Raw genomic sequence first — 21,697 nt, 5'->3', positions numbered from 1 at the left:
CTGGGAAGAAAGGAGAAAACAAAAGTAGAACGGAATTCATTTTATCTTTTTCTTTCAATCGCTTGTTGTGCTCTTGTGAAAAGAGAACAAATAGAGTACACAATTCTCATCGGCGGCGACATTGCTAGAGCGGCTTCAATAACCTAAAGGTGGATCGAATGTCTCAGAATTCTTTGCGGCTTGTAGAGGACAAATCGGTGGATAAAAGCAAGGCACTTGAAGCGGCACTCTCTCAAATTGAGCGGTCGTTCGGCAAGGGCTCGATCATGAAGCTCGGTTCCAACGAGAACGTGGTTGAAATCGAAACGGTTTCCACGGGCTCGCTGAGCCTTGATATTGCCCTTGGCATTGGCGGCTTGCCGAAGGGGCGCATCATCGAAATCTACGGGCCGGAAAGCTCGGGTAAGACGACGCTGGCGCTGCAGACCATTGCAGAGGCCCAGAAGAAGGGTGGCATCTGCGCCTTTGTCGACGCCGAACATGCGCTCGATCCGGTCTATGCCCGCAAGCTGGGCGTCGATTTGCAGAACCTTCTGATTTCGCAGCCGGATACCGGCGAGCAGGCGCTTGAAATCACCGACACGCTGGTGCGCTCCGGCGCCGTCGACGTTCTCGTCGTCGACTCGGTTGCTGCCTTGACGCCGCGCGCCGAAATCGAAGGCGAAATGGGCGACAGCCTGCCGGGCCTGCAGGCTCGTCTGATGAGCCAGGCGCTGCGCAAGCTTACGGCTTCGATCTCGAAGTCCAAGACCATGGTGATCTTCATCAACCAGATCCGCATGAAGATCGGCGTCATGTTCGGCTCGCCGGAAACGACGACCGGCGGTAACGCGCTGAAGTTCTATGCCTCGGTTCGCCTCGATATCCGCCGCATCGGCGCGGTCAAGGAGCGTGAAGAGGTCATCGGCAACCAGACGCGCGTCAAGGTTGTCAAGAACAAGATGGCGCCTCCCTTCAAGCAGGTCGAATTCGACATCATGTATGGCGAAGGCGTTTCCAAGACCGGTGAACTGGTCGATCTCGGCGTCAAGGCCGGCATCGTCGAGAAATCCGGCGCCTGGTTCTCCTACAACAGCCAACGCCTTGGCCAGGGCCGCGAGAATGCGAAGCTCTTCCTGCGCGACAATCCGGATCTCGCCCGCGAGATCGAACAGTCACTGCGCCAGAATGCCGGCCTCATCGCCGATCGCTTCCTGCAGAATGGCGGTCCGGATGCCGATGATAGCGATGCCGCCGCTGAATAGCGGTTTAGCGGGCCGATCCAGGCTTTGATTTACGACCGAAAACCGAAACCGGCCGCATTGTCCAAGGGATGTGCGGCCGGTTTTGTTTGTGCGGCTGGACAGGGGCGGGAGCGAACGATAAAAGCCACTGACTTTGATGCAAGTTGCCGAGCGCAGTACTGAAGGGCCCCATATGAGCGGTGTGAATGAAATCCGGTCGACCTTCCTCGACTATTTTAAGAAAAACGGCCACGAGATCGTGCCGTCGAGCCCGCTCGTACCGCGCAACGATCCGACATTGATGTTTACCAATGCCGGCATGGTGCAGTTCAAAAACGTGTTCACCGGCCTGGAGCAGCGTCCCTACAAGACGGCTTCGACGGCGCAGAAATGCGTGCGCGCCGGCGGCAAGCACAACGACCTCGACAACGTCGGCTATACGGCCCGCCATCACACCTTCTTCGAAATGCTCGGCAATTTTTCCTTTGGCGATTATTTCAAGGAGCGGGCCATCGAGCTTGCCTGGAACCTGATCACCAAGGAATTCGGGCTCGACGCCAAGCGCCTGCTGGTCACGGTCTATCACACCGATGACGACGCCTTTAACCTCTGGAAGAAGATCGCCGGCCTTTCGGACGACAAGATCATCCGCATCCCCACCAGCGATAATTTCTGGGCGATGGGCGATACTGGTCCCTGCGGTCCCTGTTCGGAAATTTTCTACGACCATGGCGACCATATCTGGGGCGGCCCTCCGGGCTCTCCGGAAGAAGACGGTGATCGTTTCATCGAGATCTGGAACCTCGTCTTCATGCAGTTCGAGCAGATCACCAAGCAGGAGCGGGTCGACCTGCCGCGCCCGTCGATCGACACCGGCATGGGCCTCGAGCGCGTTGCCGCGGTTCTGCAGGGCAAGCACGACAATTACGATATCGACCTGTTCCGCGCGCTGATTGAGGCCTCTGAGGAGGCGACAGGCGTAAAGGCCGAGGGCGAGCATCGCGCCAGCCATCGTGTCATTGCCGACCACCTTCGCTCTTCCGCCTTCCTGATTGCCGATGGCGTTCTGCCGTCGAATGAAGGCCGCGGCTACGTGCTTCGCCGCATCATGCGCCGCGCCATGCGTCACGCACAGCTGCTGGGTGCCAAGGAACCGTTGATGTGGCGGCTGCTGCCGGCGCTGGTCCAGCAGATGGGCCGCGCCTATCCAGAGCTGGTGCGCGCCGAGGCGTTGACTTCAGAGACGCTGAAGCTTGAGGAAACACGTTTCCGCAAGACGCTGGAACGCGGCCTCTCGTTGCTGAACGACGCTACCTCGGAGCTGCACAAGGGCGATAGCCTGGATGGCGAAACTGCCTTCAAGCTCTACGACACCTATGGCTTCCCGCTGGACCTGACGCAGGACGCCTTGCGCGCCCGCGGCATCGGCGTCGATATCTCCAGCTTCACCGATGCGATGGAGCGGCAGAAGGCCGAAGCACGCTCGCACTGGACTGGCTCCGGCGACAAGGCGACCGAAACCATCTGGTTCGAGCTCAAGGAAAAGAACGGCGCGACCGAATTCCTCGGCTACGACACGGAATCAGCCGAAGGCGTTATCCAGGCGATCGTTAAGGATGGTGCCGCTGTCGACAGCGCTTCGGCTGGCGACAAGGTGCAGATCATCGTGAACCAGACGCCATTCTATGGCGAATCCGGCGGTCAGATGGGTGATACCGGCGTCATCTCCGGCGACAGCGGCAAGCTGGCGGTGGGTGACACCCAGAAGAAAGGCGAGGGCCTTTTCGTCCATATCGCCGAGGTTTCCGACGGTACGATCAAGGTTGGCGACGCCGTGGTGCTGACGGTCGATCACGCAAGACGCTCGCGCCTGCGCGCCAACCATTCCGCCACCCATCTGCTGCATGAAGCCCTGCGCGAAGTGCTGGGTACCCACGTCGCGCAGAAGGGCTCGCTGGTTGCGCCCGAGCGCCTGCGCTTCGACGTTTCCCATCCAAAGCCGATGACGGCCGAGGAGCTGAAGGTCGTCGAAGAGATGGCGAACGAGATCGTGCTGCAGAATTCTTCGGTTACGACCCGCCTCATGAGCGTCGACGACGCGATTGCCGAAGGCGCGATGGCACTGTTCGGCGAGAAGTATGGCGACGAAGTGCGCGTGGTGTCCATGGGGCAGGGCGTGCATGGCAGCAAGGCCGGCAAGCCCTACTCCATCGAGCTTTGCGGCGGCACGCATGTCTCCGCCACCGGGCAGATCGGCCTCGTCCGCATCCTTGGCGATAGCGCCGTTGGCGCCGGCGTGCGCCGTATCGAAGCTGTCACCGGCGAATCCGCGCGTAGCTATCTTGCCGAGCAGGACGAGCGCGTGAAGAACCTCGCCTCAACGCTGAAGGTCCAGCCGGCCGATGTCGTTTCCCGCGTCGAAGCCCTGATGGACGAGCGCCGCAAGCTGGAGCGTGAATTGGCCGATGCCAAGCGCAAACTCGCCATGGGCGGCGGCCAGGCCGGTTCTGCCGATGCGGTTCGCGAGGTCAATGGCGTCAAATTCCTCGGCAAGGCCATTTCCGGCGTCGATCCCAAGGATCTCAAGGGTCTGGCGGATGAAGCCAAGGTCAGCCTCGGCTCCGGCGTCGTGGCGTTGATCGGCGTCTCGGAAGACGGCAAGGCCAGCGCGGTCGTGGCCGTCACCGAAGACCTGATCGGCCGCGTAAGCGCCGTCGATCTCGTGCGCGTTGCCTCAGCTGCTCTCGGCGGCAAGGGCGGCGGTGGTCGTCCCGACATGGCGCAGGCCGGCGGCCCCGATGGTGCCAAGGCCGACGAGGCACTTGAGGCGGTTGCTGCAGCTCTCGCCGGCTAATTCGCTGATTTTATATTTCTGACTAAAATGGCGGATGCTTCGGTGTCCGCCATTTTTCTTTGTGCGGGCAACTCCGCAGGATTTGTCAAATCGGGTTATGGTCTTGTCGGGCCGATCGGTTTGCAAGAGGTTTGACATGAATGGTGGAACGGCGTGGACGCTTTACGAGACCCGGTTGCGCCGGGTTTCGGCCTATATCCATGAGCATCTGGATGAAGAGCTCGATATGGAAAAGCTCGCCGAAATCGCCTGCATGTCCAGCTATCACTGGCACAGGATCTATCGGGCAATCTATGGCGAGACGGCTGCGGCCACGGTCAAGCGGCTGCGGCTGCATCGTGCCGCCGGCGATCTCGTCAACACCCGTCTATCCATCAGCGACATTGCAAAGCGGTCGGGCTATCCCAACCTCCAATCGTTCAACCGCATCTTCAGATCCGTCTACGGCATGCCGCCGGCGCGATATCGGAATGAGGGAAGCCATACGATCTTCGAACCCAGCACCCAAGGAAGGATCACTGTCATGTTCGACGTTACGCTTCGCACCATTTCGCCTATGTCACTCGTCGGTGTCGCCCATCGCGGCTCCTACATGCAGATCGGCCAAGCTTTCGAAACCCTGTTCGGCACCATCTTTGCCCGCGGCCTTGCCGGGCCGGACATGCGCATGATCGGCGTCTATCTCGACGATCCCGATGTCGTCGAGGCTGACAAGCTGCGCTCCGTCGCCTGCGTCACCGCCGGCGAGGGAATGACGGCCGAGGCGCCGTTGGAGCGGCGCGCGCTCGATGGCGGCGAATATGCCGTGCTGCGCCACAAGGGCCCCTACGCAAACATGCACAAGGCCTATCAATGGCTCTATGCGCAATGGCTGCCGGCATCGGGCCGACAGCTGCGCGATACGGTCATGTTCGAGGAATATATCAACAATCCGCGCGACGTGCCGCCCACGGAGCTGTTGACCGACATCTACATGCCGCTGCAATAGCGGGTGCCGTCTTTTATGAGTAAATCGGCATAAACAACTGCCGTCTCAGGGATTCGGCTTCTTTGGCATCGCTGCATTGTCGATGTCGTTGCCACGGCGGTAGGCGTCGCGGTCGCTTACACGGCTCCAATAGTCGATGAAGGCCGGGCGCTTTTCGATCGTCCCGAAATTCAGCCCATAGCCGACATGCGAGCCGACATAGACGTCGGCGGCCGTAAAGCGGTCGCCGGCGATGAAGGGCGAGGTCGTGATCGCGTGCTCGATGGTGTCGAGCACATTTGTGAAGCTGCCGCAGCCGGCCATGCGCAGGCGTTCCGGCGGCACTTCGAAGCCAAGCGCACGATTGGTGACCGCCATCTCGAATGGACCGGCGGCAAAGAACATCCAGCGGAAATAGCGGCCGCGTTCGGCTGCCGTCGGCGCAAGGCCGGCTTGCGGAAAGGTTTCTGCCAGATAGGCACAGATGGCCGCACCTTCGGTGACGATGGTATTGCCATGCCTGATGGCCGGCACCTTGCCCATTGGGTTCACCGAGAGATATTCGGGCGCCTTCATCGTCGTGCCATAGTCGAGATATTCGGTGCGATAGGGCTGGCCGGTCTCCTCCAGCATCCAGCGGGCGATGCGCCCGCGCGACATGGGATTGGTATAGAAAACGAGTTCTTCGGCCATCTCTCTCTCCCTTTGTTGGTCGCATTCTTGCCACTACACGACGCCGGCGGCAAGATTTCCGGCAAAAGAAAACCCGGCGCTGAGGCCGGGTTTTCGCTAGTTCCAATCTCGGCGAGGCTTAGGCAGCCATGGCCTTCTGGAGGTTTTCGTCGATCTTGTCGAGGAAGGCGGTGGTCGACAGCCAAGGCTGATCCGGGCCGATGAGCAGGGCCAGATCCTTGGTCATGAAGCCGGCTTCGACGGTATCGACGCAGACGGTTTCGAGCGTGGCGGCAAACTTGGCCAGTTCGGCATTGTCGTCGAGCTTGGCGCGATGGGCGAGACCACGGGTCCAGGCGAAGATCGAAGCGATCGAGTTCGTCGAGGTTTCCTGGCCCTTCTGGTGCTGGCGGTAGTGTCGGGTCACCGTGCCGTGTGCGGCTTCGGCTTCAACCGTCTTGCCATCCGGCGTCAAGAGAACCGAGGTCATCAGGCCGAGCGAGCCGAAGCCCTGTGCAACCGTGTCGGACTGGACGTCGCCATCGTAGTTCTTGCAAGCCCAGACGTAACCGCCGGACCACTTCAGAGCGGAGGCGACCATGTCGTCGATCAGGCGGTGTTCGTAAGTGATGCCGATTTCGTCGAACTTCGCCTTGAACTCGCTCTGGTAGACTTCTTCGAAGATGTCCTTGAAGCGGCCGTCATAGGCCTTGAGGATGGTGTTCTTCGTCGACAGGTAGACCGGCCACTTGCGCATCAGGCCGTACATCATCGAGGCGCGGGCGAATTCGCGGATCGATTCGTCGAGGTTGTACATGGCCATGGCAACGCCGGCGCCAGGAGCGTCGAAGACGTCCTTTTCAATGACCGTGCCGTCTTCGCCGACGAACTTGATGGTCAGCTTGCCCTTGCCGGGGAACTTGAAATCGGTCGCGCGGTACTGGTCACCGAAAGCGTGACGGCCGACGACGATCGGCTTGGTCCAGCCCGGAACCAGGCGCGGTACGTTCTTGCAGATGATGGGCTCGCGGAAGATGACGCCGCCGAGAATGTTGCGGATCGTGCCGTTCGGGCTCTTCCACATCTGCTTGAGGTTGAATTCCTTGACGCGGTCTTCGTCCGGCGTGATCGTCGCGCACTTGATGCCGACGCCGTGCTTCTTGATGGCGTTGGCGGCATCGACAGTGACCTGGTCGTTGGTCGCATCGCGGTTCTCGACCGAGAGGTCGTAATAGTCGATATCGATATCGAGGTAGGGGTAGATCAGTTTGTCTTTGATAAACTGCCAGATGATGCGAGTCATTTCGTCGCCATCGAGATCGGCAACGGGGTTAGCGACCTTGATCTTCTTCATACTTCTGCCTCGTTTAAGCTGATGGGACCGGATGGTCCTGTGGTGAATGTGAAGTCCCGAGCGCTATAACACCGCAAGCCCGGAACGCAAAGCCGATAGAGCCCTCGACATCGCGTTTTTGATCATTCGCCGGATCACCTGCTTTTTACGAGCGGGCCATTGCCAAAGCATTCGATGGGTCTAATGTCGCCGGTGTTTTGCCTGCCGCAACGGAATCATATCATGCAGAAATTTGCTGTCTCCGCACTTGCCTTTACGCTCTTTCAATTTTCCCTGGGCGCCCAGATGGCGCTCGCAGCCGATGCGACGGCCCCGGTCAAGGTCATCATGGATGCGACCGTCTCCAACTGGGCCGGCGGCGACAGCGACTGGCAGGATATTTTCGACGAAAGCAGGCTCAAGGAAGACTACAGCAAGGATTTCGCTGCGAAATATCAGGCGGCAGCTCAGTTTCCCGCGGCCGACGAGGATGGCATTTCGCCGTTCGACTATGATGTCATCGTCAATGCTCAGGACGCCTGTCCGCTGGAAGAGGTGAAGCTGGCTGCCCAGCCACCAAAGGGCAATGTGACCGAGGTGCTGGCGACCTTCAAAAAGTCCACCTGCATGGGCACCGATGCCGATTATCAGAAGACGACTACTGTGCGTTTCGAAGTCATCCAGGAGGCCGGAAGGCCCGTCATCGACGACATCGTCACGAACGACGATAATGGCAGCCCGAGCTCGCTGAAATCGGTCATGCAGGATCTCGTCAAGCAGCAGCAACAACCTTCCGATCAGCAGAAGCCGGCCAACCCGCAATAGTCAGTTTGTGCTGAAGCCATTTTTGTCCGGCCGGACTATGAGCCAGAATGTGGTGGCAGCGAGCCCTACAGATCCCACTGCCGTAGCTAGAGCCAGAAGCGTGTATTCGTCGGCTCTGATGGTGCTTATATTGCCTCCAATAATGAACATGGAAAAGAGCACTGCCGCCCCTAAAATTGCGCCTGCGGCGGTGTAGTGGCCGATTTTTGTCCATCCTCTTAGAAACAGAGCAAAATGGATGGGGAGCCCCAGGCTGAACGCAATCGCATAACCAATCGCGGCCAAGGGCAAAATGGCCTCCCATATCGATATGTAATCTTCCAGTCCCCGTCTCAGGAGGAGCGCCGCTATGGCTGCTGAAGGCAACGGCGCAAGGGCGACCCCAGCCGCCAACCTTGGTGGAATTCGCACCGTCTTCATTCACGCCTCGATCATTTCGCAGCTATGGATTGCCGTAGACCATATGTAAGCGCTCGTTAAATGACAATTGACTTGAGGTGCCGAACGGGACACTCAAAAGCCTTGCCGATTGCCGCCTCTCTCGTTATTCCGACCGTGATTTGCGTGATTAAGGTTCGCGCGCGGAGATAAAGCGTCATGGCAGGCACGAATAGCGAGCGTAAACTTCTGGCCGAAGGGCCGGCCGTCATTCTGGTCGAGCCGCAGATGGGCGAGAATATCGGCATGGTGGCGCGGGCCATGGCGAATTTCGGTCTTGCAGAGCTCCGCCTCGTCAATCCGCGCGACGGCTGGCCGAACGAGCGGGCACAGGCGACTGCCTCCAAGGCGGATCACATCATCGAGGCGACGAAGGTCTACGATACGCTGGAGGAGGCAATCGCCGATCTGAATTTCGTCTATGCGACGACGGCACGCGAGCGCGATGGCTACAAGCCCGTCTGCTCGCCTGTGGTGGCTGCGGAGACGCTTCGTGCGCGGTTCAAGGCCGGCGAGGGCACCGGTATCCTCTTCGGGCGCGAGCGATGGGGTCTGACGAATGAGGAAGTGGCGCTGGCTGACGAGATCGTGACCTTTCCGGTCAATCCGGCCTTTGCGTCACTGAATATCGCCCAGGCCGTGCTGTTGATGTCCTACGAGTGGATGAAGTCGGGTATGGAGGACGTTGCCGAGGTGCCTTTCCAGGCCATCGAGCAGCGGCCTTCCACGAAGGATCAGCTCTTTGGCCTGTTCGACCAGCTCGAGGAGGCTTTGGATGCCCGCAATTATTTCCATCCTGCCGGGAAAAAGCCGAAAATGGTCGACAATCTCCGAGCTGTCCTGTCGCGCAGGGCGTTTACCGAACAGGAAATCAGCGTGCTGCGCGGCGTGATCTCGTCCCTCGACCGTTTTACGCGGAATGCTCCTCGCGGCAGCGGCTCGCATCCCCGGTCCTCCAAAACGACCAAGGAAACCAAGAACGATGACAGCAGCGGCGAATGAGCTGAAACCGGTCCTGGTCTTCGACTCCGGTATTGGCGGGCTTACCGTCTTGCGTGAGGCGCGGGTTCTGATGCCAGAGCGCGGTTTTATCTATGTCGCCGACGATGCCGGTTTTCCCTATGGTGGCTGGGAGGAGCAGGCGCTGAAGGAGCGCATCGTCGGTCTCTTTGCCAAGCTGCTTCTGCAATATGATCCTGAAGTCTGCATCATCGCCTGCAATACGGCTTTCACGCTTGTCGGCGCCGATCTGAGGGCAGCCTTTCCAACGATGACGTTTGTCGGAACGGTCCCGGCGATCAAGCCGGCGGCGGAGCGCACCCGCTCAGGTCTGGTCTCTGTGCTGGCGACACCGGGCACCGTGAAGCGCGCCTACACCCGCGACCTGATCCAGTCTTTCGCCACCCAGTGCCATGTCCGGCTTGTGGGATCGGAAAATCTGGCTCGTCTGGCGGAAGCCTATATCCGCGGCGACGCGGTGTCCGACGAAGCAGTGCTCGCCGAAATCAATCAATGTTTCGTCGAGATGGATGGCCGCAAGACCGACATCGTCGTGCTGGCCTGCACGCATTATCCGTTCATGGCGAATATCTTCCGCCGGCTGGCGCCATGGCCTGTCGACTGGCTGGATCCCGCTGAGGCAATTGCGAGGCGTGCGCGCAGCCTGGTGCCGCAGGTGGCGGACGCCGTTCATCCCGATAATTTCGACTTTGCAATGTTCACCTCCGGCGCGCCGGATTTCCCGACCCGGCGGTTGATGCAGGGTTTTGGACTGAAGGCTTGATGATGACTGACACAATATCGTTGCGTAAACTCGATCGCGTGGACATGCCGGCAGCAGCGGCCGTTCATCGCGCCTCCTTCAACGAGCGCCTTCCGACGCTCTCCGGGCTGCATACATCGGAAGAGGATGTCGGCTTCTGGAGTGCCGTTGTTTTCAAGGACTGCCAGATCTGGGGCGCCGAAGAAGATGGCCGCCTCGTGGGCGTCATTGCCTTTCTGGAGGATTGGATCGATCAGCTCTACGTTCTGCCCGAAGCTCAAGGTAGGGGTATCGGCGGCCGATTGCTCGATGTCGCCAAATCGGCCTATCCCGTGCTCTCGCTCTGGACATTCCAGAGAAACGAGCCTGCGCGCCGTTTTTACGAAAAGCACGGCTTCTTCGTGGTTGACGAGTCGGACGGGGCAGGCAATGAGGAGAGGGAGCCGGATGTGCTTTACAAATGGGAAGCACGACTGCACCGACTTTAAGTCGGACGGAGCGGCGGATATTGGGAGATCGATATTTGATGTCTTTTGAAAATGGTTGCAGTTTGATCGTCGAGGCAAGCCATGCGCCTGCGTGACTGCCATAACTTTCATGATTTCCGCGCTCTGGCAAAGGGCCGGCTTCCCGGTCCGATCTTCAATTATATCGATGGCGCTGCCGACGACGAAGTGACGCTTCGGCGCAATACCGCAAGTTTCGAGAGCTGCGATCTGGTGCCGAACGTTCTTCGCGGCGTCAGCGAGATCGACATGTCTGTCACCGTCATGGGACAAAAGCTCGCGACGCCCTTCTATTGCTCGCCGACGGCCCTGCAGCGTCTGTTCCATCATCAGGGTGAGAACGCGGTCGCGGCGGCAGCGGCTTCGCTCGGCACCATGTTCGGCGTCTCTTCGCTTGGCACGGTCAGTCTTGAGGAAATCCGCAAGAGGCATGCGGGACCGCAGGTTTACCAGTTCTATTTCCACAGGGATCGTGGGCTGAACCGGGCGATGATGGAGCGGGCGAAGGAAGCGGGCGTCAACGTCATGATGCTGACGGTCGACAGTATTACCGGCGGCAATCGTGAGCGCGACCTTCGCACCGGCTTCTCCATTCCCTTCAAGCTCAATCTCGCCGGCATCGCACAATTCGCCATCAAGCCGGCCTGGGCGTTGAATTATGTCACCCACGAGAAATTCCGCCTGCCGCAGCTCGACGAGCATGTGGACATGAGTGGCGGCGCGATGTCGATCGGCAAATATTTCACCGAGATGCTCGATCCATCGATGAACTGGAGCGATGTCGCCGAAATGGTGAAGCATTGGGACGGTCAGTTCTGCCTGAAGGGCATCATGTCTGTCGAGGACGCCAAGCGTGCCGTCGATATCGGATGCACCGGCATCGTGCTGTCGAACCATGGTGGCAGGCAATTGGACGGCTCGCGGTCGGCATTCGATCAACTGGCCGAGATCGTCGATGCCGTCGGCCATCGCATCGATGTCATGATGGATGGTGGCATCCAGCGTGGTACACATGTGCTGAAGGCCCTGTCGCTCGGAGCCAAGGCGGTTGGTCTCGGCCGCTTCTACCTCTATCCGCTGGCCGCCGCCGGCCAGGCGGGCGTCGAACGCGCGCTCAAGCATTTGCGCACGGAGATCGAGCGCGACATGAAGCTGATGGGCTGCACCTCAGTCAGTGAGCTGTCGCGGGCGAATCTCCGGTTTCGCTGATATCGCGATTGCCTGTGGGTTTTTTCAATCCACGGGCGCGAAGCTTGGAAATCTTTGCTAGACGAGGGCGCGTCCTTTCAGAAAGATGGGACGCAACCGCATTTGATTCTTGATCATAGGGGAAGTGCATTGCAGGTCGGCATCGACATGGGAACGGCGTCCGGCGGGACCAGCGCCCAGCTCGATATCGAGGAGCTGCTGGCGACTCGTCTCCTGGTACAAGGCAATTCTGGTTCCGGGAAGTCGCATCTGCTGCGACGCCTGCTGGAACAATCCGCGCAATGGGTGCAGCAGGTCATCATCGATCCGGAAGGCGATTTCGTCACACTGGCCGATAAATTCGGGCACGTCGTCGTCGATGGCGAACGCACAGAGGCCGAGCTTGCCGGCATCGCCAACCGCATTCGCCAGCATCGTGTGTCCTGCGTGCTGACGCTCGAAGGGCTCGATATCGAGCAGCAGATGCGTGCCGCTGCCGCCTTCCTCAATGGCATGTTCGATGCCGATCGCGAATTCTGGTATCCGGTGCTCGTCGTCGTCGACGAGGCGCAGATGTTTGCACCGTCCGTGGGTGGCGATGTCTCCGAAGATGCGCGCAAGATGTCGCTCGGCGCCATGACCAACCTGATGTGTCGCGGCAGAAAGCGCGGTCTTGCCGGCGTCATCGCCACGCAGCGCCTGGCAAAGCTTGCCAAGAACGTTGCGGCCGAGGCTTCCAACTTCCTGATGGGCCGCACCTTTCTCGATATTGACATGGCGCGCGCCGCCGATCTGCTCGGCATGGACCGGCGTCAGGCGGAAATGTTCCGCGATCTGAAGCGCGGCAATTTTGTAGCGCTCGGCCCGGCGCTGTCGCGGCGGCCGCTGCCGATCACCATTGGTTCCGTCGAAACCTCGGCGCGTTCATCGAGCCCGAAGCTGATGCCGCTGCCGGATGCGCCGCAGGATGTGGAAGACCTGATCTTCACGCCGGATCCGGAAGAGTTTTCCAAGGCCATCGTGCGTCGCACCACGCCTGCGCCACGTCCGACAACTGACATTCTGGCCGAGCTTTCCCGCTCCGTGCCGGCGGCAAGTTCGGCTCCGGCCGAGCCGAGGGTCAGCCAGCCGGAACTATCGAGCGAGGATCGCGAGGCGAGGGTGGGCGGTGTGCTGTCGGAGATCCTTGACGATCCGGCTTCCGGCTTCCGCACGGATTCGGTGCTCTATCAGGAATTTCTCGTGCGGCTGCGCATGCGCCGCGTGCCTGGTACACCGATGAGCTTGTCGGAGTTCCGTCGCCGCGTGGCGATCGTACGTTCAGGCGCCGACGAAGCGATCATGGCGACCGATCAGTGGGCAACGGCTCTTTCGCTCTCCTCGAGCGTCACTGATGATCTGCAGGGTGTGTTCCTGATGCTGGCCAAGGCGGCGATCGGCAGCGAGCCATGCCCATCCGATGCCCGTATCGCCCGCGCCTACGGCACGCATTCGGCACGTCGCGCCCGGCGTCTGCTCAGCTATTTCGAGGAACAGGGCAGCGTTGTCGTCCACACGGACTTCTCCGGCAAGCGCATCGTCGCTTTCCCGGATATGGGATGCCAGACTGTGCCGGGCGACGCCAATGCGCCTGATCTTGATGGCGGCGAGCAAGCGGCGGCGGAATAGCTGCCGTATTCTTGCTGAAGAGCGCCAGGCGCTGTTGACATTTTCATGACGACCCCTTAGAGACCGCCCCAACGCCGGGCAGAAATGTCCGGTGTTTCATTTGACATGTCCCGTGGCTTTCTCCGTTCGCTAATGTGAGAAGCCTGTCAGAGCTCGAAAACGGAGTTCAGAGGAGGGCGTGTTTCCTTCGCGGTTCGGCAACGGGCCGCGGCAACGTTTGAAAGGAAATGCGATGAGCAAGCGCGAATCGTCCAAGTACAAAATTGACCGCCGTATGGGCGAGAACATCTGGGGCCGTCCGAAGTCCCCGGTAAACCGTCGCGAATACGGCCCGGGCCAGCACGGCCAGCGCCGCAAGGGCAAGCTTTCGGACTTCGGTGTGCAGCTGCGCGCCAAGCAGAAGCTGAAGGGTTACTACGGCGACCTGCGCGAGAAGCAGTTCCGCGCCATCTTCGCTGAAGCTGACCGCCGCAAGGGCGACACCTCGGAAAACCTGATCGGCCTGCTCGAATCGCGCCTGGACGCGATCGTCTACCGCGCCAAGTTCGTTCCGACCGTCTTCGCAGCGCGTCAGTTCGTCAACCATGGCCACGTCACGGTCAACGGCGTTCGCGTCAACATCGGTTCGTTCCGCTGCAAGGCTGGCGACGTCATCGAAGTTCGCGAAAAGTCCAAGCAGCTGGTCACCGTTCTGGAAGCGGTTTCCCTCGCTGAGCGCGACGTTCCGGACTACATCGAAGCCGACCACAACAAGATGGTTGCGACCTTCGCTCGCGTCCCGGCTCTTGCCGACGTGCCTTACGCCGTCGTCATGGAACCGCATCTGGTCGTCGAATTCTATTCGCGTTAATAAGCGGATATTCTTCTTGATGAATGGAAAAGCCGCTCCCTTCGAGCGGCTTTTTTGTCTTGGAGCGCTCTATGACCGATTTGCAGGCAGTTCTTGACGGCATCCATGCTGAGCTTTCGCCGCGCATCGGCGAAGGCAAGGTCGCCGATTATATTCCGGAGCTCGCCAAGGTCGATCCGAAGCAGTTCGGCATGGCGATCGCGACGGTCGACGGAGAGGTTCATAGTGTCGGCGATGCCGATGTAGCCTTTTCCATCCAGAGCATTTCCAAGGTGTTCATGCTGACGCTGGCGCTCGGCAAGGTCGGCGAAAGCCTGTGGAAGCGGGTGGGACGCGAGCCGTCTGGCACCGCTTTCAACTCCATCGTCCAGCTCGAGCGTGAAGAAGGCATTCCCCGCAATCCCTTCGTCAATGCCGGCGCCATTGCCGTCAGCGATGTGGTGTTGTCAGGTCATGCGCCGCGCGAGGCGATCGGCGAGCTCCTACGCTTCGTGCGCTATGTGGCCGATGACGAAACGATCACGATCGACGACAGGGTGGCGCGGTCGGAGACACAAACGGGTTTCCGCAATTTCGCGCTCGCCAATTTCATGCGTGCCTATGGCAATCTCGACCATCCGGTCGAGCACACGCTCGGTGTCTATTTCCACCAATGCGCTCTTTCGATGAGTTGCCAGCAGCTTGCCAAGGCGGGGCTCTATCTCGCCGCACGCGGCAGCAATCCGATCACAGGCCATTCGGTCGTCTCACCGAAGCGGGCGCGACGCATCAATGCCTTGATGCTGACCTGCGGCCATTATGATGGCTCGGGCGACTTCGCCTATCATGTCGGCCTTCCCGGCAAGAGCGGCGTCGGCGGCGGCATCCTGGCCGTAGCGCCGGGCATCGGCTCCATCGCCGTTTGGTCGCCGGGCCTGAACAAGGTCGGCAATTCTCAGCTCGGCGCGGTGGCGCTGGAAATGCTGGCAGCACGCACGGGCTGGTCGGTATTCGGTGATTGATGCGGTGTCTTCTTGACGCGCTTTCTGCTATCAGCGTGGCAAGATACTGAGGACGATGGAATGAATATCGCGACGACGGTGATGGACGAAATCGATATCGAGGCTGAAGACGCCGGCTCCGGCGTGCATCCGATGTTTTTCGACGCGCCTCGGTCCGTCTCCTTCAACAAGCTCCGCAAGCGGCTTTTGCGGCAGGTGCGTCAGGCTCTGGAGGATTTCCAGATGCTGAAGGGGCAGAAGCGCTGGCTGATCGGCATTTCCGGCGGCAAGGATTCCTATGGGCTGCTGTCGCTGCTGCTCGACCTGAAATGGCGCGGTCTGCTGCCGGTGGATCTGATCGCCTGCAATCTCGACCAGGGCCAGCCGAACTTTCCGAAACATGTCCTGCCGGAATATCTGGCCAAGATCGGCGTCGAGCATCGTATCGAATATCGTGACACCTATTCCATCGTGAAGGAAAAGGTGCCTGAGGGTGCCACCTATTGTTCGCTCTGTTCGCGTCTGCGCCGCGGCAATCTCTATCGCATCGCACGCGAAGAGGGCTGCGACGCGTTGGTGCTCGGACATCACCGCGAGGATATCCTCGAAACCTTCTTCATGAACTTCTTCCACGGTGGCCGCCTGGCATCGATGCCGGCAAAGCTTCTCAACGACGAGGGCGACCTGATGCTGCTGCGTCCGCTCGCCTATGCCGCCGAAGACGACCTCGCCAAGTTTGCCGCCGCCATGCAGTTTCCGATCATTCCCTGCGATCTCTGCGGCTCGCAGGATGGGCTGCAGCGCAACGCGATGAAGGACATGCTTGCCGATATCGAGCGGCGCATGCCGGGCCGCAAGGATACGATGCTGCGCGCATTGGCGCATGTGAATCCCTCACATCTGCTCGATCCCAAGCTCTTTGATTTCGCTGGCCTGATGACTGGGCAAACCGACACCAATTAGGCAGTTTTGCCACACCAGCGCCATCGAATCGGTCATAAGAGGAAGCCCTTTCAAAACAGAGGCCTCCGATGACTTTCTCCGATACGGACTTCGACTATCTGACGACGATCGTTGCCGAGGCGGCGGCGCAGGAAATCCTGCCGCGGTTCCGCAATCTGGGTGACGCTGACATATCGGAAAAGACCTCGGCCATCGATCTAGTGACGGAGGCTGATCTCCTTGCCGAGAAGCATATCACAGCGGCGCTGAAGGCGCGCTTTCCAGGCGCTCTTATCGTTGGCGAGGAGGCTTATGAGGCCGATAAGTCGGTCGTACCGGCGTTGGCACATGCGGATCTGGCCTTTACCATCGATCCGGTGGACGGCACGTTCAATTTCGCGGCGGGATTGCCGGTGTTCGGCACGATCGTCGCCGTCGTCGCCAAGGGCGAGACCATCGCCAGCCTCATCTATGATCCAGTTCTCGGAGATAGCGTCACCGCCATGCGTGGCGCGGGCACCTTCCTGCGCCGGCAAACGGGGCAGACGAGGCGGCTTTCGGTGGCGGCGCCCGCAGCGCTCGGCGCCATGACCGGCGCGATATCCTGGGGGCATATGGATGAGCCGGAGAGGTCGCGCATCTGCTCCAATCTCGCAAAGACGCGCATGACGTTCTCGCTCAATTGCTCCGCCTATGAATATTGGATGGTGGCGTCAGGCAAATGGCATTTCATCGGCCATTCCAAGCTAATGCCCTGGGATCATCTCGCCGGCGTGCTGGCGCATCAGGAGGCCGGCGGCTATACGGCCAAATTCGACGGCTCACCCTACCGTCCCGGTGAAACGACGGGCGGCATCATCTCTGCGCCGGATAGGGATAGCTGGCAAACGATCCGCCGGGACATTATCGGCGACTGAAAGGAAGGACCACATCATGACATCGCTCGTTGACATCACCACCCTCGCTCATGTGTTGCGCCGCGCCGCGCAGATGGAAATTCTGCCGCGCTTCCGCAGGCTTGGCAGTGATGATGTCCGCGTCAAGAGCGAAGCGACGGATCTGGTGACCGAGGCCGACGAACGCGCCGAGCGGATGGTGAAGGCAGAGGTGTCGCGGCTCTGGCCCGAGGCGCTCTTCATCGGCGAGGAATCGGTCGCGGCCGATCCGACGCTGCTGGACAAGTTGGCCGGCGCGGATCTGGCCATCATCGTCGACCCCGTGGATGGCACGTTCAATTTCGCCTCCGGCATCCCGGCTTTCGGTGTCATGGCTTCGGTGATCTCCAGGGGCGAAACGGTTGCCGGGATTATCTTCGATCCGATGGGCGACGACTGGGTGCTGGCGGAACGCGGCAGTGGCGCCTGGTTGCGGCGTCCGGATGGCGAGACGCTGCGCCTGAAGGTCGCCCCGCCGGTTGCGCTGGAGGACATGGTCGGCATGGCATCGACCGGCTTCCTGCCGAAGGGCAAGCGGGCTGAGATCATGGGCAATCTCGCCAAGGTGCGTTATTCCACCAACTATCGCTGTGCTGCGCATGAATATCGCACGCTCGCCGGCGGCCATGTCCATTATCTCATGTACAATAAGCTCATGCCCTGGGATCATCTGGCCGGTACGCTCATCTCGCAGGAAGCCGGCGCTTATGCGCGCCGCTTCGACGGTTCGCCCTATCTGCCGCAGCATCTCGATGGCGGACTTTTGATCGCCGTGGACAAGGATTCCTGGGAGCTGCTGCGGCGCGAGGTTTTCACCGTCTAGCAGGCTGCATCGGCCCGGCTCGGCAACCGGCGTGACCACTTGGAAAGTCACGCGGGGAAGGTTATCTTCTTGGCAGAGGCAAGGGCCGTGGGTGGCGCTTGTCGAGAGGATGAGGCAGATGTCCGAGACGAGCCGCAAGCTGACCACCATCTTCTGCGCTGACGTGCAGGATTATACGCGTCTTATGGGCAGGGACGAGGAGGGGACGCTTGCGACCCTTCGTCGATATCGCGATGCCATGACGCGGCTGATCGAGGCGCATGGCGGCCGAGTGATCAATACCTGGGGCGACGGTGTCTTCGCCGAGTTTCCAAGCGTTGTCGAAGCCGTGCGGGCAGCCGTTGATGTCCAGAACGAGCTTGCTGGCTACAATGCTGCGCTCGATACCGAAAAGCAGATGCTGTTTCGCATCGGCATCAACCTTGGCGATGTGATCGCCGATGGTAGTGATCTCTATGGTGACGGTGTCAATATCGCCGCACGGCTCCAATCGCGCGCCTCTCCCGGCGGTATCGTCATCTCCAATACGGTTTACGACCAGGTCCGCAACAAGGTCGCGGTCGGCTTCGACTTTCTCGGTCAGCTCGAGGTCAAGAATATCGAGGGCGGCGTGCCGAGCTATGCGGTGCGCGTGGGTGACGTGCAGGTGGTCGACACCAGGACATCCGAATATCGGTCCAACCCGCAGCCGGCTCCGGCCCGGGCGCCGGATATGGCGGCAAGAATACCTCTGCTGCAGGATTGGCGGCTCAATTACGGGACGCCGCTGATTATCTGTGCCGGTCTTGCCGTGCTCAATGGACTGACCTGGAGCGGTGAGTTCTGGGCGAAATGGCCGATACTCATCATCATCTGGGTCAACGCGTACCGCTTCGTTCGCAGCAACAAGCAGGTCGACATGGCGATTGCCAGCCTAGTCATCACCGGCATCGGCATCGTCGCCATCAATCTATTCACATGGTACGGTACGCCATGGGCGGTCTGGCCGCTGTTCGGCCTCGCCATCGCCGCTGCGGTGCGCTGGGTCAGCCGTCCGCGCAGCGGCGTTTGAGGAAGGTCACGTCGATCAGACGTGACCCATGCCGGGCTCCAACGCCGGCGTATCGCCGGGATGCGTGAAGAGCTTGCCGCGCTCGGCCCATAGGGTTGCGAGGATCGTGAGCGCACCGAATATGGTGAAGCCGGCGATCAGCGGCTGAGCGGTTCCATCGAACATCTGGCCGACGATGCCGCCAAGGAGAACACCGACCGTCGTGGAAATCGAGCTGGTGATGGCTGCTGCCGTGCCCGCCAGATGTCCCATCGGCTCCAGGCTGATGGCCATGCAGTTGGTGGTGATGACCGCGAACATCATCAGCATGATCGAGATCAGCACATAGATGAAGGTGAAGCTTGGCTGGCCGAACATGCCAACGATGTAGCCGACAGCGCCGAGAAGGGTGAAGACGATCATGGCTGCGTGGGAAATGCGGCGCATGCCGAAGCTGCGGACGAAATAGCCGTTGGCGAACTGCGCCACAGCGGTACCGGCGGCCGTTGCCGCAAAGGCGATCGGGAATGTGTCCCCAAGGCCATAGACTTCGCCGAAGACCTGCTGCACCGAGACGATGTAAGCGCAGATCACGCCGGTGTAGAGCGTCAGGCCGATCATGTAGCCGCAGGTGATGCGGTTGGTCAGGACTGTCTTGAAGCCGGAGATCACGGATGCGACCGAAAGCGGCAGGCGCTCTTCGACGGGAAGCGTTTCCTTCATGCGGAAATAGGCGACCAGGAACAGGCCGGCGCTGACGATGCCGATCAGGATGAAGATCCATTGCCAGTTGGAATAGGCAACGATCAACTGGCCGACGAAGGGCGCCACCATCGGCATAATCATGAAGACGATCATGACGTAGGACATCACACGCGCCATTTCACGGCCACCGAAGCAATCTCGAACGATGGCAAGCGTGGTGATGCGCACGGCCGCAGCGCCGACGCCCTGGGCGAAGCGCAGAGCAAGCAGGGCGAAGAGACTGCCGCTCCAGGCCGCTGCGAACAGCGTCACCGTGTAGAAGGCAAGGCCCCCGAGTAGAATGCGCCGCCGGCCATAGGTATCCGACAGGCTGCCGAAGAAGAGCTGGCAGATGCCGAAGCCGAGGAAATAGACGCCGATGACAAGCTGCGTATCATTGGGGTTGGCGACATTGAGGGATTGGCCGATGTTCGGAAGCGCCGGCAGCATGCTGTCGATGCCCATCGAAATGCTCGCCGTCATCAATGCAATGATGAAGATGAATTCGACGATGCCGAGGCCGATGCGGTTGGAGCCGGATTGGGCCGGCGTATTGTCTTGAGGCGGGGTCATGGGAATGTGCCTGTCAATGCAATGCGAGGGATTGGTCGGCCGGTGGCGGCGCGTTGTGCGGGCGGAACAGCCGCCCCTTTTCGGCAATCAGCACGAACATCAGGCCGATCAGCGAGACGGTGAAATAACCGATGACCATCGGTGTCGCCGTTCCGTTGAAATACTGGCCGATGCCGGCGCCGATCGATGCGCCGCCGACCGTGCTCATGAAGCCGAGTACCGAAGACGCGGTGCCGGCGACATGGCCGAGCGGTTCCATCGCGAGTGAGTTGAAATTCGAGCCGATCCAGCCGAACTGGAACATGGCCAGCGCGAAAAAGATCATGAACAGTGGGAAAGGCATTGGCGCCGGGCCGTAAAGCTGCACCATCAGCCAGATGAAGGTGATGAAGGAGAAGCCGAGCAGGGCGGCATGCGACAGCCGACGCATGCCGAAGCGGCCGACGAGTTGCGAGTTGATGAAGGAAGACAGGGCCATGAACAGCGCCACGCCGCCAAAGGCGACGGGTGTATAGACGCCAAGTCCATAGATGCCGCTGTAGATCTGCTGGGCGGAATTGATGAAGCCGAAGAGCGCGCCGAACAGGAATGTGCTGGCGATGGTGTAACAGAGCGCAACGCGGTTGGTCAGTACCATCTTGAACCCGGATGCGACCGACCTGATGGTCAACGGCCTGATATTTTCGGGTCTCAGCGTTTCGGGAAGCCGGAAGTACATCCACAGACCGACAAGCGTCGCCATGGTGCCGATGAAGACGAAGATCATGTGCCAGGTGCTGACGAGCATGATGATCTGGCCGCTTCCAGGTGCGATGACCGGAACGATCATGAAGACCATCATGATCAACGACATCACCTCGGCCATCAGACGGCCGCCAAAGACGTCGCGGACGATGGAGATGGTGATGACGCGCGTTGCCGCCGAGCCAAGGCCCTGAATGAAGCGCAATGCAAGCAGCCCGGCAAAGGATGGAATAAGAGCAATGCCGAAGGCCGAGACGACGTAGACGACAATGCCGATCAACAAGGGGATGCGGCGGCCGAAACGATCCGACAGGGGGCCATAAATGAGCTGGGCCGAGCCGAATCCGATCAGATAGGCCGTAACCACATATTGCCGATGGTTTTCGTTCTCGACGCCGAGACTGGAGCCGATCTGCTGCAGGGCAGGGAGCATGATATCGATGGCCAAAGAATTGATCGCCATCAGAAAGGCCGCGAGCACGATGAACTCGCGTTTGCCCATGGGCAGCTGCCCCTGGGACATAGCCTGGGATGAAGTCGTCACGGTTTTATTCCCATAAACATATCAAGGCGCTGCCCGACGGCAGCGCCTTATCGATCGAATTGAACATGGAAACCGGACGAGGAGCCCGGTGACCGG

The 21,697-nt window shown here is 60.1% G+C and carries 20 protein-coding genes; 15 read left to right on the top strand and 5 right to left on the bottom strand.

From position 1 onward, the window contains the following. Positions 1-158 precede the first annotated feature (158 nt). The 3 genes from recA to A6U86_RS06165 all read left to right on the top strand — a co-directional run bounded on the left by recA (position 159) and on the right by A6U86_RS06165 (position 5,065). Complete coding sequence (gene recA, locus A6U86_RS06175; protein WP_068387308.1) at positions 159-1,244, top strand: recombinase RecA; 1,086 nt, start codon at positions 159-161, stop codon at positions 1,242-1,244. A gap of 172 nt (positions 1,245-1,416) precedes the next feature. Continuing rightward, positions 1,417-4,077: an alanine--tRNA ligase gene (gene alaS, locus A6U86_RS06170; RefSeq protein ID WP_068387305.1), complete on the top strand. Its 2,661-nt coding sequence runs from the start codon at positions 1,417-1,419 to the stop codon at positions 4,075-4,077. 136 nt (positions 4,078-4,213) lie between these two features. Continuing rightward, on the top strand, positions 4,214-5,065 hold the full coding sequence (locus A6U86_RS06165; RefSeq protein WP_068387302.1) for a GyrI-like domain-containing protein: 852 nt from the start codon (positions 4,214-4,216) through the stop codon (positions 5,063-5,065). A gap of 45 nt (positions 5,066-5,110) precedes the next feature. Here A6U86_RS06165 and A6U86_RS06160 read toward each other — a convergent pair whose 3' ends face one another. Together A6U86_RS06160 and A6U86_RS06155 are read right to left on the bottom strand one after the other, a co-directional pair. Continuing rightward, entirely contained in the window at positions 5,111-5,737 is a 627-nt protein-coding gene (locus A6U86_RS06160; RefSeq protein ID WP_068387300.1) for a glutathione S-transferase family protein, read from the bottom strand. Between the two features lie 118 nt (positions 5,738-5,855). After that, complete coding sequence (locus A6U86_RS06155; protein ID WP_068387297.1) at positions 5,856-7,070, bottom strand: NADP-dependent isocitrate dehydrogenase; 1,215 nt, start codon at positions 7,068-7,070, stop codon at positions 5,856-5,858. 285 nt (positions 7,071-7,355) lie between these two features. Here A6U86_RS06155 and A6U86_RS06150 point away from each other — a divergent pair, with 285 nt between their 5' ends. Beyond that, entirely contained in the window at positions 7,356-7,874 is a 519-nt protein-coding gene (locus A6U86_RS06150; protein ID WP_141683647.1) for a hypothetical protein, read from the top strand. Here the strand turns inward: A6U86_RS06150 and A6U86_RS06145 are convergent, their stop codons facing one another. Continuing rightward, a complete protein-coding gene (locus A6U86_RS06145; protein WP_141683643.1) occupies positions 7,875-8,159 on the bottom strand; it encodes a hypothetical protein in 285 nt (94 codons plus the stop codon). A 312-nt stretch (positions 8,160-8,471) separates the two neighbouring features. Between A6U86_RS06145 and A6U86_RS06140 the strand changes: the two genes are divergently transcribed. The 11 genes from A6U86_RS06140 to A6U86_RS06090 all read left to right on the top strand — a co-directional run bounded on the left by A6U86_RS06140 (position 8,472) and on the right by A6U86_RS06090 (position 19,017). After that, on the top strand, positions 8,472-9,314 hold the full coding sequence (locus tag A6U86_RS06140; protein ID WP_068387292.1) for an RNA methyltransferase: 843 nt from the start codon (positions 8,472-8,474) through the stop codon (positions 9,312-9,314). Continuing rightward, a complete protein-coding gene (gene murI, locus A6U86_RS06135) occupies positions 9,295-10,095 on the top strand; it encodes a glutamate racemase (RefSeq protein WP_068387289.1) in 801 nt (266 codons plus the stop codon). Before A6U86_RS06140 ends, murI begins: the two co-directional genes overlap by 20 nt. 2 nt (positions 10,096-10,097) lie before the next feature. Further along, a complete protein-coding gene (locus A6U86_RS06130; RefSeq protein WP_068387991.1) occupies positions 10,098-10,562 on the top strand; it encodes a GNAT family N-acetyltransferase in 465 nt (154 codons plus the stop codon). Between the two features lie 81 nt (positions 10,563-10,643). Continuing rightward, positions 10,644-11,789, top strand: a complete 1,146-nt coding sequence (locus tag A6U86_RS06125; RefSeq protein WP_068387286.1) for an alpha-hydroxy acid oxidase — start codon at positions 10,644-10,646, stop codon at positions 11,787-11,789. A 129-nt stretch (positions 11,790-11,918) separates the two neighbouring features. Next, positions 11,919-13,436 carry an ATP-binding protein gene (locus A6U86_RS06120; protein ID WP_068387283.1) on the top strand — a complete coding sequence of 506 codons (1,518 nt, stop codon included), beginning with the start codon at positions 11,919-11,921 and terminating at the stop codon, positions 13,434-13,436. Between the two features lie 232 nt (positions 13,437-13,668). Beyond that, a complete protein-coding gene (rpsD, locus tag A6U86_RS06115) occupies positions 13,669-14,286 on the top strand; it encodes a 30S ribosomal protein S4 (RefSeq protein ID WP_068387281.1) in 618 nt (205 codons plus the stop codon). A 71-nt stretch (positions 14,287-14,357) separates the two neighbouring features. After that, positions 14,358-15,287: a glutaminase gene (locus A6U86_RS06110; RefSeq protein ID WP_068387988.1), complete on the top strand. Its 930-nt coding sequence runs from the start codon at positions 14,358-14,360 to the stop codon at positions 15,285-15,287. Between the two features lie 60 nt (positions 15,288-15,347). After that, positions 15,348-16,229 (top strand): tRNA 2-thiocytidine(32) synthetase TtcA, encoded by an 882-nt coding sequence (gene ttcA, locus A6U86_RS06105; RefSeq protein ID WP_068387280.1) that lies wholly within the window; start codon positions 15,348-15,350, stop codon positions 16,227-16,229. A gap of 68 nt (positions 16,230-16,297) precedes the next feature. After that, entirely contained in the window at positions 16,298-17,125 is an 828-nt protein-coding gene (locus A6U86_RS06100) for an inositol monophosphatase family protein (protein ID WP_068387278.1), read from the top strand. 16 nt (positions 17,126-17,141) lie between these two features. Next, positions 17,142-17,966 carry an inositol monophosphatase family protein gene (locus A6U86_RS06095; RefSeq protein WP_068387276.1) on the top strand — a complete coding sequence of 275 codons (825 nt, stop codon included), beginning with the start codon at positions 17,142-17,144 and terminating at the stop codon, positions 17,964-17,966. 118 nt (positions 17,967-18,084) lie between these two features. Continuing rightward, complete coding sequence (locus tag A6U86_RS06090; protein WP_068387985.1) at positions 18,085-19,017, top strand: adenylate/guanylate cyclase domain-containing protein; 933 nt, start codon at positions 18,085-18,087, stop codon at positions 19,015-19,017. Positions 19,018-19,032: 15 nt separating this feature from the next. On the opposite strand, the gene A6U86_RS06085 is transcribed toward A6U86_RS06090, so the two are convergent. Beyond that, positions 19,033-20,313, bottom strand: coding sequence for a multidrug effflux MFS transporter (locus tag A6U86_RS06085; protein ID WP_068387273.1), 1,281 nt, complete (start codon positions 20,311-20,313; stop codon positions 19,033-19,035). Positions 20,314-20,326: 13 nt separating this feature from the next. Then, on the bottom strand, positions 20,327-21,559 hold the full coding sequence (locus tag A6U86_RS06080) for a multidrug effflux MFS transporter (protein WP_068387270.1): 1,233 nt from the start codon (positions 21,557-21,559) through the stop codon (positions 20,327-20,329). Between the last annotated feature and the right edge of the window lie 138 nt (positions 21,560-21,697).

The organism is Rhizobium sp. AC27/96, assembly GCF_001692325.1.
Lineage (GTDB): Bacteria > Pseudomonadota > Alphaproteobacteria > Rhizobiales > Rhizobiaceae > Rhizobium.
This window is presented reverse-complemented; position numbering and strand designations above follow the sequence as displayed.